The sequence below is a fragment of the Pseudomonas sp. BB438 genome (assembly GCF_057180225.1).
Genome location: NZ_CM170001.1, coordinates 963573 through 979764, shown reverse-complemented (window position 1 = coordinate 979764; position 16192 = coordinate 963573). Strand labels below are relative to the sequence as shown.

Below are 16192 nucleotides of genomic sequence, written 5' to 3'. Positions count from 1 at the left end.
GGTGGGCGACGGGACAGGCGCAAAGAGGCCAGGAAGGCCGGATACGCCAGGGACCCAAAGCCACCGCCGGCCCGCCCGGTACGAGGACCGGGCCTGCGACAAGGCACGTGCTGGCCGATGGATTCGGCGCAATGGACAGGACGTCCGCAGCACCTGGCTCTCGCAGGCCCCCGCCTCGCCACCCGACGGGCCGGCGAACACCGGCACCCAAGGACAAGAGAAAGAAGGAAGAGAGCAATGAAACTGCTGAAGCGCTTTACCGTGAAGAAGAACGAACGCGGCCTGCTGTACTCCGAGGGCGATTTCCTGGCGATCCTCGAGCCGGGCATCCACCGCTACCTGGACCTGTTCAACCGCCTGAGCGTGGAAACCTTCAGCCTGAACACCCCGCTGTTCGAGCACCGTCTGGCCGGCTACCTGCGCCAGTCGGAACCTGCACTGGTCGAACGCTACTTGACCCGCATGGACCTGGCCGAGAACGAGGCCGGCCTGCGCTTCGAGGACGGTGTGCTGGTGGAAATCCTCGCGCCGGGCAGCCGCCGGCTGTACTGGAAAGGCCAGACCGAGCAGCGCCTGGAGCGTATCGACCTGAGCCAGGAGTACCGCGTCACCCAGGCACTGCTGCAGCAGATGCAGGGCAACCTGCGCGGCCGCAGCGTGATCGGCGCCGAGGCGCTGCTGATCACCCTGGTGCCGGCCTACCAGGTCGGCGTGCTGAAGGTCGACGGCGCGGTGGTCGAGTTACTGCCGGCCGGCCAGTACGGCTTCTGGCGCTACAACCGCCAGGTGAGCGTGGAGCTGATCGATACACGGATCCAGGCGCTGGAAGTCAGCGGCCAGGAAATCCTCACACGCGACAAGGTGAGCCTGCGTCTGAACCTGGCCGCCAACTGGCGTTACAGCGATGTGCTGACGGCGTTTTCCAGCCTGTCCAAGCCGCTGGAGCACCTCTACCGCGAGCTGCAGTTCGGCTTGCGCGCGGCGGTGGGCACCCGCTCGCTGGATGAGCTGCTGGAGAACAAGCAGGTGATCGACGACTCGGTAGGCGCCTACCTGAAGGAGCGGTTGCAGGGCACCGGCATCGAGGTCAGCGGCCTGGGCGTGCGCGACATCATCCTGCCAGGCGAGATGAAGACCCTGCTGGCCCAGGTAGTGGAGGCCGAAAAAGCCGCGCAAGCGAACGTGATCCGCCGCCGCGAAGAAACCTCGGCGACCCGCTCGCTGCTGAACACCGCCAAGGTGATGGAAGACAACCCCACCGCCCTGCGCCTGAAGGAGCTGGAAACGCTGGAGCGGGTAGCCGAACGGATCGACCGCATCTCGGTATTCGGCGGCCTGGATCAGGTATTGAATGGACTGGTAACGCTGAAGCAGGCCTGACCCGGGCCTGCCCGGCGCAGGAGACAGCACGGTGAAAAGCAACAAGCAGCGCCGCCATGAAATCCGCCAGAAGCGCGAGCGGCGCAAGGCCTGGAAGGCCGAACGGGCCAGGCAGCCGGAAAGCCGCCTGGCGCCGCCCGGCAGCTTCCCGGTCAACCGTTCGAACCTGGCCCCCTACAACAGCTACGGCGACCCGCTGTTCGTGCGCCGCGGCTGGTACGAGGACGAGGATTTCACCTGCCACGACTGCGGCGCCGAACAGACCTGGACCGCCACCCAGCAGAAGTGGTGGTACGAAGACTGTCAGGGACAGGTGTTTTCCACGGCGATACGCTGCCGCACCTGTCGATTGAACAAACGCATTCGCGATGGCCGGGCACAACCCGCTGCCGGCCAGCTCGCCACGCAACAGAAGAGAGTCGAAACATGAATACCAAGACCTTCCAACTGCTGGAAGTCGCCAACGGCAAACCGATCAAGCTCTGGACCCAGGGCGTGCCGGTGGAAGACGACGCCAGGCAGCAACTGATGAACACCGCGAAGATGCCCTTCATCTTCAAGCACCTGGCCGTGATGCCGGACGTGCACCTGGGCAAGGGTTCGACCATCGGCAGCGTGATTCCCACCAAGGGCGCCATCATCCCGGCGGCCGTGGGCGTGGATATCGGCTGCGGGATGATCGCCGCGCGCACCTCGCTGGTGGCCGCGGACCTGCCGGACAACCTGCACGGCCTGCGCACCGCCATCGAGAAGGCCGTGCCCCACGGGCGCAGCAACACCCGGGCAGGCCGCGATAAAGGCGCCTGGGAAAACGTGCCGGAGCATGCCGACGACGCCTGGCGCGCACTGGCCGGCCGCTTCAAGGTAATCACCGACAAGCACCCGAAACTGGAGAAGACCAACAACCGCAAGCACCTGGGAACCCTCGGCACCGGCAACCATTTCATCGAGGTCTGCCTCGACGAGGCCAACCGCGTCTGGTTCATGCTGCACAGCGGCTCGCGCGGTGTGGGTAACGCCATCGGCAACCTGTTCATCGAACTGGCCCAGGCCGATATGCGCCAGCACATCGCCAACCTGCCGGACCGCGACCTGGCCTACTTCGAGGAAGGCAGCCAGCACTTCGACGACTACGTGGAAGCCGTGGGCTGGGCACAGGACTTTGCCCGGCAGAACCGCGAACTGATGATGCGCGCGGTGATCGCGGCAGCCCGACAGGTCATCCGCAAGCCGTTCGAAGCGAACCTGGAAGCGGTGAACTGCCACCACAACTACGTGCAGAAGGAGCGCCACTTCGGCGAAGAGGTACTGGTGACGCGCAAAGGCGCGGTGTCTGCGCAGAAAGGCCAGCTCGGCATCATTCCGGGGTCGATGGGCGCCAAGAGCTTCATCGTCCGTGGGCTGGGTAACGAAGAGGCGTTCTGCTCGTGCAGTCACGGCGCCGGGCGGACCATGAGCCGGACCAAGGCGAAGAAGCTGTTCAGCGTCGAGGACCAGATTCGCGCCACCGCCCACGTCGAATGCCGAAAGGATGCGGACGTGATCGACGAGATCCCGATGGCCTACAAGGACATCGACGCCGTGATGGACGCCCAGCGCGAGCTGGTGGAAGTACTGCATACCCTGCGCCAGGTGGTGTGCGTGAAAGGATGAGGTAAGGACATGCTGCAACCCATGGAAAACCAGCGCACGGAAGAGCTGCGCGCCCGCCTGGAACAGGCGGGCTGCGTCTTCGACTTCCGCGTGCTGACACTCGACCCGACCGCCACGCCCGGCGAAGCGGAACATCGCCAGGCGGTGCAGTTGCTGTTCGAATCCATCCAGCAACGCGCGCAGACGTGGCAGGCGGACGTCATCGCCCGCCACCCGCAATACGCTACCCATGCCTGGCCGGACCTGACACCAGACCTGGCCCAGGCCCGCTCGCAGGCACTCGTCATCGAGGCAGTGCGCGAACTGGCCCGCGACGACGGCCCGCTGTGCCGCGCCTTCCGCGACCCACCCTACGGTACCCAGCTGCAGGTAGCGGACTTCCGCGAGTGGCTGCAGGCGCTGCGGCTGTATCCGGACGAAGGCCTGCAGGTACTCGACTGGGTCGGCGACAGCAATGCCGAACCGCACCGCAGCCACTGGAGCCGCTACTTCGACGACGGCAAGGAATGGTGGGGCATCTGGTGCCTCACCCTGTACAACCCGCGACGACGGACATTGTCCGCGCTGGCCGCCAGCGCGACGGACTGAGCACACCACAGCGCGTGTCGCTTCGCGAGCACACGACAAGGAGATACAAATGAAGGAATCAACCGTACCGGAGAGATCGCCGCTCGGCATTGCCGCTGACCTGAAGCAGCAGTTGCGCAACTGGCTGACGCAGCAGCATGCCAGCGACTCCAACTGCTACGTCAACGAAGCCCTCAACCTGCTGGAAAATGCCGACATCCAGACAGACTGGCCGGCACATAGCCGTAGCTACAACGGTTACACCCGCGAGCTGGCAGTCAAGGTACTTGCCCAATGCCACACACAGGAAGCGCTTCAGATACTGCTCGAGCGCGCCAACGACTGGGTCCCATCGGTACGCGAACAGGCGTTGCAGGGGATTGAGTCGTACCTGAAAGAAAGTCAGGTGTCCCTGCTGCTACAGAACCTCCCCCACCTGCTCGCCCTGAGTCGCCAGCAACGCGGCGATCACCGCCCATTGCTGCAACGCATTCAGACGCTGCTTGCCGAACCGGAGCACACCACTGAGGTCCGCTCAACCTGGCTCGGACTGCGCGGGCAGGCCTCGCGCTTCCTGTTTGGTTTGCTGGCCAAAGGCGACGGATCACCGGACCTGCTGCAACAAGCGCTGCGCCACCCGGATCCGGTCGTCCGCATGCAGGCAGTGGAGGCCGGAAAGCGCCTTCCTGACTCGCCGCGGCAGCACCTGCTGCTTGAGGCCCTGCACAACCGCTCGGCGACAGTGCGTGGCCGCGCCTTGCGGCTGCTCATGGGCGAAGCAATGCCACATCAGGAAACACTGGAGGGCGGACTACTGGACAGCTCCGCAAGTGTGCGCTCAATCGCTCTCTGGTATGCACAGCGTTCGAACATCCAACCTGCAGAGACGCTGGCGAAACGAGTGGCCGGAGCGATGCCTGCAACCACAAACGCCTGGCTTGGCGTGCTGGGACTCAGCATCACCCTGGGTAAGCCCGTCTCCCCGGAGTGGCGAGATACCGCATTGTGCTCGACGAGTGCACGGGTTCGCCTGGCGGCCACCTCGCAGCTCGATGACTCGGAGATATCGGTCCTCATGAAGCTGCTCGATGACTCATCTCCCAAGGTCTTCCGTGGAGCCATGATGAAGCTCGTCAAACTACCCTGGAAAACGCTGCAACAGCCGGTCTGCCAGTATCTGGAGCAACGCTGGAAAACTCTGGAGGTCACCCGGCGCGACTTGGTATTCCGGCTGCTTGCCTACTGGCAACGAATGGCATTTTTCCTGAACAAGGTCGAGGAGGAGCAGGACTCCAACTACTGGTTGAACGAGCTATGCACGTGGAGCTACCAGCGCTATCCCGCCCTCGATTCGCTGACATCTCGAGAGGAGCGGCAAGCCCTTGGCGAACGGATCAAGCATCTGGTGAATACCGGCCAGCTCCCCAAGGGGAGCCTGACCTGCATTGATTGAACTCAACCCGCCCGACTCAGGGCCAGGCGAGTGGAAGGGGAAATACGCCAGATGAACAAGAACCTGATCGAACTCGACGGCGCCGACGGAGGCGGGCAGATCCTGCGCAGCGCGCTGAGCCTGTCGATGATCACCGGCAAGGCGCTGCGCATCGTCAACATCCGTGGCCGCCGCTCGCGACCGGGACTGCTGCGCCAGCACCTGACGGCCGTGCGCGCGGCGGCGGAAATCTGCGGCGCCGCGGTGGAAGGCGACGAGCTCGGCTCGCGCAGCCTGACCTTCCGCCCCGGCGCGATTCGCGGCGGCGACTATCGCTTCGCCGTTGGCAGCGCGGGCAGTGCCGTGCTGGTCTTGCAGACGCTGCTGCCCGCCCTGCTGTTCGCCGATGCGCCGAGCAGCCTGGCGATCAGCGGCGGCACGCACAATCCGCTGGCACCGCCGGCGGACTTCATCGAGCGCAGCTGGCTGCCGTTGCTGCGGCGCATGGGCGCAACGGTCGACTTCGAGCTGCTGCGCCATGGATTCATGCCGGCGGGCGGCGGTGAGTTGAAGGTGCGTGCGGAGCCCGGCGAATTGCAGCCGCTGCATCTGCCGGAGACCGGAGGCGAGCGCTCGCGTTCGGCCCGCGCACTGCTGGCAGCCATTCCCGGTCACGTGGGGGATCGCGAGGTGGAAAAGGTGAAGCGGCATCAGGACTGGAAAGCTGCGCACTCCGAGGTCGTCCGCCTTCCAGAGGACCAGGGCCCGGGCAACGCACTGCTGCTGGAGATCGCGTGCGAGCACTTGACCCTGGTGTTCTGCGCCTTCGGCCAGTCCGGCGTCAGCGCCGAGCGCGTCGCCAGCCAGGCGCTGCGTCAGGCCGATGACTGGCGCCGCAGCGGCACCAGCGTCGAGGAACATCTCGCCGACCAGCTGCTACTGCCCATGGCATTGGCCGGCGGTGGCAGCTTCACCACCCCGTTGCTCAGCGATCACCTGCTGAGCAACCGCGCGGTGATCGAAGCCTTCCTGCCGGTACGTATCGACTGCGAACCACGCACCGCAGGCGGCCAGCACATCCGCATCACACCGGCTTGACGCTTTCCTCACCAGCCGCTGGCTAGAGTCGCGCCAAGTCACCTCGAGTGGCGCGACCTCTTCCGGCGCGTGTGCCCGCCTCACCGGCACACGGGAGTCTCCATGGCGCACCGCGCCACCCTCGTCCTGCTCTGCGCCGCGCTGCTCGCCGGCTGCGAAACCACCCACGAAACCCTCCTCGCCCGGGGCTACCCACCGGCCTATGCCGACGGCTATGACGACGGCTGCGGCAGCGGTCGCCAGGCAGCCGGGGCCATCACCGGCGAGTTCCGCAAAAACGTGCCGCGCTACCTGGACGAGCCGACATATGCCCTGGGCTGGAACGACGGTTTCCAGCAATGCCAGGCGATGCGCGTGAGCCAGGAACGCCAGCAGTATGAAGAGCAGCGCAACAGCGACCGGGACCACGACTGGGAACAGGAAAAGGACCGCGCCCTGTCCCGCGCCCTGCGCGGCAACTGACCGCTGCGGCAACCATCCGCACCGGCATCGGGCCGGTCGCTTGATTTCGGTCAAGCCGCCAACCCTCTCACTGCCCTCTCCTTGAACTCAGAAGAAAGAAACCAACGCCTGAGACAAGGAGACTCCACATGCAGCCCATCAAACTGGCCCTGGGCAGCTTGCTGCTGGCCGTGAGCACGGCCGCGGCGCACGCGAACGCCGACCCACTGCGCGACAGCGCCAACAGCATCTTCAAGCCCATCCCGGCGCAGGCCAGCGACGCGCTCGATCCCAACCAGATCGAACTGGGTCGGCAGCTGTTCTTCGAGCCACGCCTGTCCTCCAGCCACGTGATCAGTTGCAATACCTGCCACAACATCGGTACCGGCGGGGCCGACAACGTTCCCGCGTCCAGCGGACACGCCTGGCAGAAAGGCGCGCGCAACTCTCCCACCGTGTTCAATGCCGTCTTCAATGTCGCGCAATTCTGGGATGGCCGCGCCAAGGACCTCGAGGAACAGGCCAAGGGGCCGGTGCAGAATCCGGTGGAAATGCACAACACGCCGAAGAACGTGGAGGCGACCCTGCGCAGCATGCCCGAATACATCGCGGCCTTCGAAAAGGCCTTCCCCGGCGACAAGCAAGCGGTCAGCTTCGACAACATGGCCCGCGCCCTGCAGGCCTTCGAATCCACCCTGATCACCCCGGACTCGCGATTCGACCTTTACCTCAAGGGCGACGACAAGGCCCTCGACGCCAGAGAGAAAAATGGCCTGCAGACGTTCATGAGCGCGGGCTGCATCAGTTGCCACAACGGCGTGAACCTGGGCGGCCAGGCCTACTTCCCGTTCGGCCTGGTGAAGCAGCCTGACGGCAAGATCCTGCCCACCGGCGACAAGGGCCGCTTCGAGGTGACCAAGACGCAGAATGACGCCTACGTCTTCCGCGCCGCGCCCCTGCGCAACATCGCGCTGACCGCGCCGTACTTCCACAGCGGGCAGGTCTGGGACCTGGAGGAAGCCGTGGCGATCATGGGCACTGCGCAACTGGGCAAGCAGCTCAACGCCGAGGAAATCGGCGACATCGTCGCCTTCCTCAAGACCGCCACTGGCAAGCAGCCGAAGGTGGAGTACCCGCTGCTGCCACCGAGCACCGCCAGCACGCCAAAACCCGTGGATTGACGGAAGACCTGTCGGGGACAGCCTGCACTTCAGCCCCCAAATGAAAAACGGGCCCAGGGGGCCCGTTTTTCATACTGGCGGAGCGATCAGACCACGCCCTGGGCCAGCATGGCGTCGGCGACCTTGACGAAGCCGGCGATGTTGGCGCCCTTGACGTAGTTGATCCGGCCCTTCTCCTCGCCGTAGGCGACGCAGGCATGGTGGATGTTCTGCATGATGCCGTGCAGGCGCTGGTCCACTTCACCGGCGGTCCACAGCAGGCGCATGGCATTCTGGCTCATCTCCAGGCCGCTGGTCGCGACACCACCGGCGTTGGAGGCCTTACCCGGCGCGTAGAGGATGCCCGCCTCAAGGAAGATGTCCACAGCCTCCAGGGTCGACGGCATGTTGGCCCCTTCGGCTACGCAGATGCAGCCATTGGCCAGCAGGGTGCGCGCGTCGTTGGCGTCCAGCTCGTTCTGGGTGGCGCAGGGCAGCGCGATGTCGCAGGCGAGCGACCAGGGGCGCTGACCGGCAATGAAGCGCAGGCCGGGGCCGGTCATCTCGCTGAGACGGCCGCGACGGACATTCTTCAGCTCCATCACCGCTTCCCACTGCTCCAGGGTCAGGCCAGCCTCGATGAACAGGGTGCCTTCGGAGTCGGACAGGGAAATCACCTTGCCGCCCAGTTCCATGACCTTCTGCGCGGCGTACTGGGCCACGTTGCCCGAACCGGAGATCGCCACGCGCTGGCCATCGAAGCCGCTCTCGCGGGCCTTGAGCATTTCCTGGGCGAAGTACACGCAGCCGTAGCCGGTGGCTTCCGGGCGGATCAGGCTGCCGCCGTAGGTCATGCCCTTGCCGGTCAGCACCGAGGTGAACTCGTTGGACAGGCGCTTGTACTGGCCGAACAGGTAGCCGATCTCTCGGGCGCCCACGCCGATGTCACCGGCCGGTACGTCGAGGTCAGCGCCGACATGGCGGAACAGCTCGCTCATGAACGACTGGCAGAAGCGCATGACTTCGGCATCGCTCTTGCCCTTGGGATCGAAGTCCGAACCACCCTTGCCGCCGCCCATGGGCAGCGAAGTCAGCGAGTTCTTGAAGACCTGCTCGAAGGCCAGGAACTTCAGCACGCCCAGGTTCACCGACGGGTGGAAACGCAGGCCACCCTTGTACGGGCCGATGGCGCTGCTCATCTGAATGCGGAAACCACGGTTGACCCGCACTCGCCCGGCGTCATCCACCCACGGTACACGGAACAGGATCGCGCGTTCGGGCTCGACGATGCGCTCGACGATGCCGGCCTGCAGGTAGTGCGGGTTGGCTTCGAGGAAGGGCCAGAGGGAGCGCAGCACCTCTTCCACCGCCTGGTGGAATTCGGGCTGGTCGGGATCGCGCCGCTTGAGGCGCTCGAGGAACGAGTCAACGGATTGCGTCATATCTCACCGGTACTTTTCTGGTTATGTGATGCTTTTTGCCGGCAGACTCTAACAATCCACGTCGCACCGAGATAGTGCGATGTGACGCGTTTATGAATCTTTATGGTGCAAAAATATAAATTCCACGCCCGCCGGACCGGCAGAAAAACAGATTCCTGTATACAAAATCAATAGAAACATGCACTCAAATCATTCCTCGACAGGACCTTTCTCGATGCCCGCACGTCCGCTCACGCTGCTCGCCGCGCTCGCCTTCACTTTCGCCCTGCCGGCCTGCGGAGCCATGAAACTAGGCAACTTCACCGAGTCCGGTGCGCTGGTGGTGGCGGATACATTCGACAGTGACGTTATCCACAAGTCGAACTTCAGCACCGATGACCTGCAGCGCATGTCGCGCCAGCTGGAAGACCAGCAACGCACCCTGCAGGACCAGGCGCGGCAAATCGACACACTGCAGCGCCAGCTGGAGGAACAGCGCCGCACCCTGGACGACCTCAAGCGCAGCCGCTGAGCTTTCCGAAACGCAAAAAAACGGGGCCCGAAGGCCCCGTTTTCAGTCAGAAGCGGCTTACGCCAGCTTCTTGTAACGCACGCGGTGCGGCTGCGAGGCAGCATCGCCCAGGCGCTTTTTACGATCGGCTTCGAACTCGGTGTAGTTGCCTTCGAAGAAGACCACCTTGCCATCGTCCTCGTAGGAGAGGATGTGGGTCGCGATGCGGTCCAGGAACCAGCGATCGTGGGAAATCACGATGGCGGCGCCCGGGAAGTCCAGCAGCGCTTCTTCCAGCGCACGCAGGGTTTCCACGTCGAGGTCGTTGGACGGTTCGTCGAGCAGCAGCACGTTGCCGCCCTGCTTCAGGGTCAGGGCCAGGTGCAGACGGCCACGCTCACCACCGGAGAGGTCCTTGACGAACTTCTGCTGGTCGCCACCCTTGAAGTTGAAGCGGCCAACATAGCTGCGCGACGGGACTTCGTAGTTGCCGATCTTGATCTGCTCGAAGCCGTCGGACACCTGCTCCCACACGGTCTTGTTGCCGTCGAGGATTTCACGGCTCTGGTCGACGCTGGCAATCTGTACGGTTTCGCCGATCTCGATGGTGCCCGAGTCCGGTTGCTCCTTGCCGGTCAGCATGCGGAACAGGGTCGATTTACCCGCGCCGTTGCCGCCGATCACGCCGACGATGGCGCCCTTGGGAATGCTCAGCGACAGATCATCGATCAGTTGGCGATCGCCGTAGCCCTTGCTGACGTTGTGCAGCTCGATGACCTTGTCGCCCAGGCGCGGACCGGCCGGGATGTAGATCTCATTGGTCTCGCTGCGCTTCTGGAATTCCTGCGATTGCATTTCCTCGAAGCGTTGCAGACGGGCCTTGGACTTGGACTGACGAGCCTTCGCGCCCTGGCGCACCCACTCCAGTTCGGCCTTCATGGCCTTGGCGTGGGAGGCTTCCTGCTTGGCTTCCTGGGCCAGGCGGTTGGCCTTGGATTCCAGCCAGCCGGAGTAGTTGCCTTCGAACGGGATGCCCTGGCCTCGGTCCAGCTCGAGAATCCAGCCGGCAACGTTGTCGAGGAAGTAACGGTCGTGGGTAATCGCTACCACGGTGCCAGGGAAGTCGTGGAGGAAGTGCTCCAGCCAGGCGACGGAGTCGGCGTCCAGGTGGTTGGTCGGTTCGTCCAGCAGCAGCATGTCCGGGGCGGACAGCAGCAGGCGGCACAGGGCGACACGGCGCTTCTCACCACCGGAGAGGTGTTCGATCCTGGCATCCCACGGCGGCAGCCGCAGGGCGTCGGCGGCGACTTCCAGCTGGCGCTCCAGGTTGTGGCCATCGGACGCCTGGAGGATGGCTTCCAGCTTGGCCTGCTCGGCGGCCAGCGCATCGAAGTCGGCGTCCGGCTCGGCGTAGGCGGCGTAGACCTCGTCCAGACGGGCCTGGGCGGCCTTGATCTGACCAACGGCCTCTTCGACGATCTCGCGAACGGTGGCCTGCGGATCGAGCTTGGGCTCCTGCGGCAGGTAGCCGACGTTGATGCCTGGCATCGGGCGGGCTTCACCTTCGATCTCGGTGTCGACGCCAGCCATGATGCGCAGCAGGGTGGATTTACCCGCGCCGTTCAGGCCGAGCACGCCGATCTTGGCGCCGGGGAAGAACGACAGGGAGATGTTCTTGAGGATTTCACGCTTGGGCGGCACGACCTTGCCGACCCGGTGCATGGTGTAGACGTATTGAGCCATGGATACCTGACTTCTGGGATGAATGGTGATCGGGATGGCCGGAACGGACGACGGCAGGTTCCGGGACGCCGGCTCTCTGGCCGGAGCGGCAGCACGTGAACTCAGGGGAGCTGGCTGCCGGCGGGCACGAACGGCCGATGGACGGCCCTTCGCGCGGGACTCGCTGCGGATGTACTTTATGCACCGCACTTTCTATGTACAGTTCGCGCATGTACGAACGCGCGCGTGCGGCAAAGCTACCGGAATGAACCGGGAAGGGCAAACGACGCTCGTCGGCCGTACTGGCACTTCGCCGCCTTTCCGGGCATCCTAGCCAGCGCCGAATTCAGCCGTATCGCCCCCAGGTTCCCAAGTCCTTGTCTATCTTCCCCCGTACTCCTCCGGACGCCCTGGCCAGGCCTGGCCGCGTGGCGACCCGGACCGCGCTGGTGCTGCTGGTGCTGTTCATGCTCGCCCTGCTGGGCTGGCAGCTGCACCAGGAGTTCCGTAGCCAGGAGCGCTTCGAGCGCGAACGGGTGGTGCTGCACGGCGAGCAGATGGCCCAGCGGATCGCCCTGACCCTGCAGCTCAAGGCAGTGGCGGCCCAGGCCCTGCTGCAACAGGAACTCGACCGCAACGAAAGCGATGGCCAAGCGCCGCTGATCGCCGGCCTGAAACACATCTACCCATCCTTCCACAGCCTGGTCCGCCTGGACGCCAGCGGCGTGCCCGTACGCGACTCGGCCAGCGGCATCAAGGATGCGGCGTTCATCGAGGCCCTGCGCCAACGCAGCGCTCGGCAGGACTACCACTACGCCTTCAGCGAGGAGAACGGGGGCCACTTCTACGTCTGGCTGAAGGCCACCGAGCCCGGCGAAGGCGACAGCGTCATCCGCCTCGACGAGAAGATTGCCCGGCGTGGCTGGGCGGCGCAGATACGTCCTGGGTCGCCGGACTGGCTCCTTGTGGACGACGTCCAGCAGAAAGTTCTCGGCCGCTCCACCGGCTACCGCCCCGGCCCGCTGTCCGCGGCCTCGCCGCTGGAGCAGGCGCAAAGCCTCGATGGCCTGGACATCCAGAACACCGACTGGCAGTTGCACCCGCAATTCGACGACCGGCAGGTCCGCGCCACCCTGCTGCCACGTCTGGGCGGTGAACTGGCGTTGCTGCTGGTGCTGGGGGGCATCGCCGGCGCCGCCCTGCTCCGCCTGCAACGCGAACAGCAGAACCTGCGCGCACTGACCGTGGAGTCGCAGCAGAGTCTGCGCCAGGCTGCACAGGCACTGGGCGCCATTGACGAGCGGGTGCTGGTGACCCGCGCCGACGGCCGCCTGGCCTACCTCAACCCGCAGGCCGAGCAGTTGTTCGGCATCTCCGCCGACAAGGCCGGCGAGCATCACCTGCTGGAGCTCCTGCCCGGCCTGGGCGGCCTGCTCAACGGCGCCGATGCATCACCCGACAATGGCTCCGAACTGGTGCGCGTCAACGACACCGGCCAGGCTCGTCTGTTCGCTGTCAGCCACCACTCGCTGGACGACAGCCCGCTGTCGCCGGAGCAGACCTGGGTGCTGCGCGGCAACCTGCCCCAGGGCGGGCAGGTCTGGGTGCTGCGCGACGTCACCGAGGAGCAGCAGGCGCTGCACATCCTCGAGGAGACCCGCCGGCGCTACCAGGACATCTTCGACGGCGTCGGCGTCGCCCTCTGCGTGCTCGACCTCTCAGCCCTGCGCCAGAGCCTGGTGGATCTCAACCTGCGCCGGCAGAGCGACCTGCGCGAGTGGCTCGCCTCGCAGCCCGAGCGCCTGCCCTGGCTGCTGCGCCAGGTGCGCATCACCGAGATCAACAACGTCGCCAAGCGGCTGATGGGCGTCAGCACCACCGAGCAGGCCTGGCAGGTCCTCGTCGGCGGCGCCGGCATGCGCCCGGACGGCGTGCGCAGCAAGGTGCTCGAAGCCGTGCTGCACGGCCACGGCATGGTCGAGCTGGAGGCCTGCATCCATACCCGCCAGGGCGAGCAGCGCCACCTGTGGCTGCAACTGCGCGTGCCGGAGATGATCCAGGACTTCCACGCTGTCACCCTGAGCCTGTCGGACATCACCAGCCGCAAGCAGGTCGAGCTGTCGCTGATCGAGCGCGAGAAGTTCTGGTCCGATGCGGTACGCGCGGTGCCGGACACCCTGTACATCCACGACATCGCTGCGCGCCGGGTGATCTTCAGCAACCACAATCTCGGCCACCAGCTCGGCTACAGCAGCGACGAACTGCACGAGATGGGCGAGCGCTTCTGGGAAAAGGTGCTGCACCCGGACGACGTCGAGTACTACTGGCGCGTGCGCAACCTGCAGCAAGTGGTGGGCGACGGCCTGCTGCTGGACAGCCAGCTACGCTGGCGTCACCGCGACGGCAGCTGGCACTGGTTCGACATCCGCGAGCAGGCCTTCACCCGCGACGCGTCCGGTCGTGTGGCGCGCCTGATCGGCGTGGCCAAGGACATCACCGACACAGTCGAGGCACACAACTCCCTGCGCGAGAGCGGCCGCCGCTACCGCATGCTCGCCGAGAGCATCAGCGACGTGATCCTCTCCACTGACGCCCAGGTCAAGCTCAACTACATCAGCCCGTCGATCCAGCAGGTGTTCGGCTACAGCCCCGACTGGGTGCTGTCCAACGGTTTCCAGCAGGTGGCCGCCAACCCGGCGCAGCTCGAACGCCTGGAAGAACTCCTGCACCGTGTGCGCACCGCCATCGGCGAGCCCAAGCGCCTGGCGGAACTGCGTGAGAACGCCGAGCCGCAACTGTTCAGCCTCGACTGCCTGCACGCCGACGGCCACAAGATCCCCGTGGAGCTGCGCATCGCCCTGATGTGGGACGACCACGGCCGCTTCGAAGGCCTGCTCGGCGTTGCCCGCGACATCAGCCAGCAACGTCGCGCCGAGCGCGAGATGCGCATGGCCGCCACAGTCTTCGAGCACTCCACGGCGGCGATCATGGTCACCGACCCAGCCGGCTACATCGTGCAGATCAACGATTCCTTCAGCCGCCTCACCGGCTATTCCGCCGAGGAAGTGCTGGACCAGCTGCCGCGCCTGCTCACCGCCGACCGCCAGGAGGCCAACCAGCTCAAGCACGTGATGGAAAGCCTGCTCAGAAGCGGCAGCTGGGAAGGCGAGATCCTGCAGAAGCGCAAGAACGGCGAGCTCTACCCGAGCTGGGTCGGCATCACCGCGGTACACGACGAGGAAGGCGATCTGGTCAGCTTCGTCTGCTTCTTCAGCGACATCAGCGAGCGCAAGGCCAGCGAACGGCGCATCCACCGCCTGGCCTACTACGACGCCCTGACCCACCTGCCCAACCGCACACTGTTCCAGGATCGCCTGCACACCGCCCTGTTGCAGGCCGAACGGCACCAGCAGTGGGTGGTGCTGATGTTCCTCGACCTCGATCGCTTCAAGCCGATCAACGACTCCCTCGGCCATGCGGCGGGCGACCGCATGCTCAAGGAAGTGGCCGAGCGCCTGAGCCATTGCGTCAGCGACGACGACACCGTGGCGCGCATGGGCGGCGATGAATTCACCTTGCTGCTGCCCGGCCAGAGAGACCGCGAGAAGGCGCTCCGGCAGGCGATCCAGGTCGCCGAGCAGATCCTCTCCAGCCTCGCCCGCCCCTTCACCCTGGAAGGCCGCGAGTTCTTCGTTACCGCCAGCATCGGCGTCGCGCTTTCGCCGCAGGACGGCGCCGAGCTCAGCCAGTTGATGAAGAACGCCGACACGGCGATGTACCACGCCAAGGAGATGGGCAAGAACAACTTCCAGTTCTACCAGGCCGAGATGAACGCCCGCGCCCTGGAACGCCTGGAACTGGAAAGCGACCTGCGCCGCGCCATCGAGCTGCACGAATTCGTCCTGCACTACCAGCCGCAGTTCACGGGCGACGGCCGCCGCCTGACCGGCGCCGAGGCGCTGCTGCGCTGGCAGCATCCCAAGCGTGGCCTGATCCCGCCGGCGGAGTTCATCCCGGTGCTGGAAGAGCTCGGCCTGGTCGCCCAGGTCGGCGACTGGCTGCTGGAGCAGGCCTGCCTGCAGCTGCGCGCCTGGCACCGCGACAAGGTGCGGGTACCGAAGATTTCCGTGAACCTCTCGGCCCGGCAGTTCGCCGACGGCCAATTGGGCGAGCGCATCGCCGGCATCCTCGAGGACACCGGCATCGCCCCGGCATGCCTGGAGCTGGAACTGACCGAAAGCATCCTGATGAGCGACGTTTCCCAGGCCATGCAGATACTTCAGGGGCTGAAGCGTCTTGGCCTGGCCATCGCGGTGGACGACTTCGGCACCGGCTACTCCTCGCTCAACTACCTGAAGCAGTTCCCCATCGACGTGCTGAAGATCGACCGCAGCTTCGTCGACGGCCTGCCGCACGGCGAGCAGGACGCACAGATCGCCCGTGCCATCATCGCCATGGCTCACAGCCTGAACCTGATGGTGATCGCCGAGGGCGTGGAGAGCCACGAGCAGCTGGAGTTCCTGCGCGAGCACGGTTGCGACGAAGTACAGGGCTTCCTCTTCGGCCGCCCGGTGCCGGCGGACCAGTTCGCCGCACTGTTCGCCAGCAACGCGATCTTCCTGCTCGGCTGATCGCACATCCGCTCCTACCTGAAATATCGTTCCGGGGGCTTGCCCTCTCCCCGGCCCTCCCCCTGAAGGGAGAGGGAGCTGTCCGTGCCGGCTGACACTTCGGCCTCAACCAGCACCAGGCGGCCCCCTCTACCTTCAGGGAGAGGGAAAATTCCAGGCACGAACTTTCAGGGAAA

The 16192-nt window shown here is 65.3% G+C and carries 12 protein-coding genes; 10 read left to right on the top strand and 2 right to left on the bottom strand.

Annotated features, from left to right (window positions below; all coding sequences use genetic code 11):
• Window positions 1-237 precede the first annotated feature (237 nt).
• From AC1ZV1_RS04735 to AC1ZV1_RS04700, 8 genes are all read left to right on the top strand, one after another.
• A complete protein-coding gene (locus AC1ZV1_RS04735; protein WP_484295728.1) occupies window positions 238-1380 on the top strand; it encodes a slipin family protein in 1143 nt (380 codons plus the stop codon).
• Window positions 1381-1411: 31 nt separating this feature from the next.
• The gene (locus tag AC1ZV1_RS04730) at window positions 1412-1810 is read left to right on the top strand and encodes a zinc-ribbon domain containing protein (RefSeq protein WP_484295727.1); all 399 of its coding nucleotides are present in this window, start codon (window positions 1412-1414) and stop codon (window positions 1808-1810) included.
• A complete protein-coding gene (locus tag AC1ZV1_RS04725; RefSeq protein ID WP_484295726.1) occupies window positions 1807-3033 on the top strand; it encodes an RtcB family protein in 1227 nt (408 codons plus the stop codon). Before AC1ZV1_RS04730 ends, AC1ZV1_RS04725 begins: the two co-directional genes overlap by 4 nt.
• Before the next feature lie 9 nt (window positions 3034-3042).
• The gene (locus AC1ZV1_RS04720) at window positions 3043-3621 is read left to right on the top strand and encodes a hypothetical protein (RefSeq protein ID WP_484295725.1); all 579 of its coding nucleotides are present in this window, start codon (window positions 3043-3045) and stop codon (window positions 3619-3621) included.
• Window positions 3622-3670: 49 nt separating this feature from the next.
• Complete coding sequence (locus tag AC1ZV1_RS04715; RefSeq protein ID WP_484295724.1) at window positions 3671-5053, top strand: HEAT repeat domain-containing protein; 1383 nt, start codon at window positions 3671-3673, stop codon at window positions 5051-5053.
• A gap of 51 nt (window positions 5054-5104) precedes the next feature.
• Complete coding sequence (rtcA, locus tag AC1ZV1_RS04710) at window positions 5105-6130, top strand: RNA 3'-terminal phosphate cyclase (RefSeq protein WP_484295723.1); 1026 nt, start codon at window positions 5105-5107, stop codon at window positions 6128-6130.
• A gap of 102 nt (window positions 6131-6232) precedes the next feature.
• Window positions 6233-6592 carry a hypothetical protein gene (locus AC1ZV1_RS04705; RefSeq protein WP_484295722.1) on the top strand — a complete coding sequence of 120 codons (360 nt, stop codon included), beginning with the start codon at window positions 6233-6235 and terminating at the stop codon, window positions 6590-6592.
• A 128-nt stretch (window positions 6593-6720) separates the two neighbouring features.
• A complete protein-coding gene (locus tag AC1ZV1_RS04700) occupies window positions 6721-7752 on the top strand; it encodes a cytochrome-c peroxidase (protein WP_484295721.1) in 1032 nt (343 codons plus the stop codon).
• 86 nt (window positions 7753-7838) lie between these two features.
• Here the strand turns inward: AC1ZV1_RS04700 and gdhA are convergent, their stop codons facing one another.
• A complete protein-coding gene (gene gdhA, locus AC1ZV1_RS04695) occupies window positions 7839-9173 on the bottom strand; it encodes an NADP-specific glutamate dehydrogenase (RefSeq protein ID WP_484295720.1) in 1335 nt (444 codons plus the stop codon).
• 214 nt (window positions 9174-9387) lie between these two features.
• Between gdhA and AC1ZV1_RS04690 the strand changes: the two genes are divergently transcribed.
• Window positions 9388-9684, top strand: coding sequence for a hypothetical protein (locus tag AC1ZV1_RS04690; protein ID WP_484295719.1), 297 nt, complete (start codon window positions 9388-9390; stop codon window positions 9682-9684).
• Window positions 9685-9741: 57 nt separating this feature from the next.
• On the opposite strand, the gene ettA is transcribed toward AC1ZV1_RS04690, so the two are convergent.
• Window positions 9742-11406, bottom strand: a complete 1665-nt coding sequence (ettA, locus tag AC1ZV1_RS04685; RefSeq protein WP_484295718.1) for an energy-dependent translational throttle protein EttA — start codon at window positions 11404-11406, stop codon at window positions 9742-9744.
• Window positions 11407-11762: 356 nt separating this feature from the next.
• On the opposite strand from ettA, the gene AC1ZV1_RS04680 reads away from it, so the two are divergent.
• Window positions 11763-16016 (top strand): EAL domain-containing protein, encoded by a 4254-nt coding sequence (locus AC1ZV1_RS04680; protein ID WP_484295717.1) that lies wholly within the window; start codon window positions 11763-11765, stop codon window positions 16014-16016.
• Window positions 16017-16192: the final 176 nt, after the last annotated feature.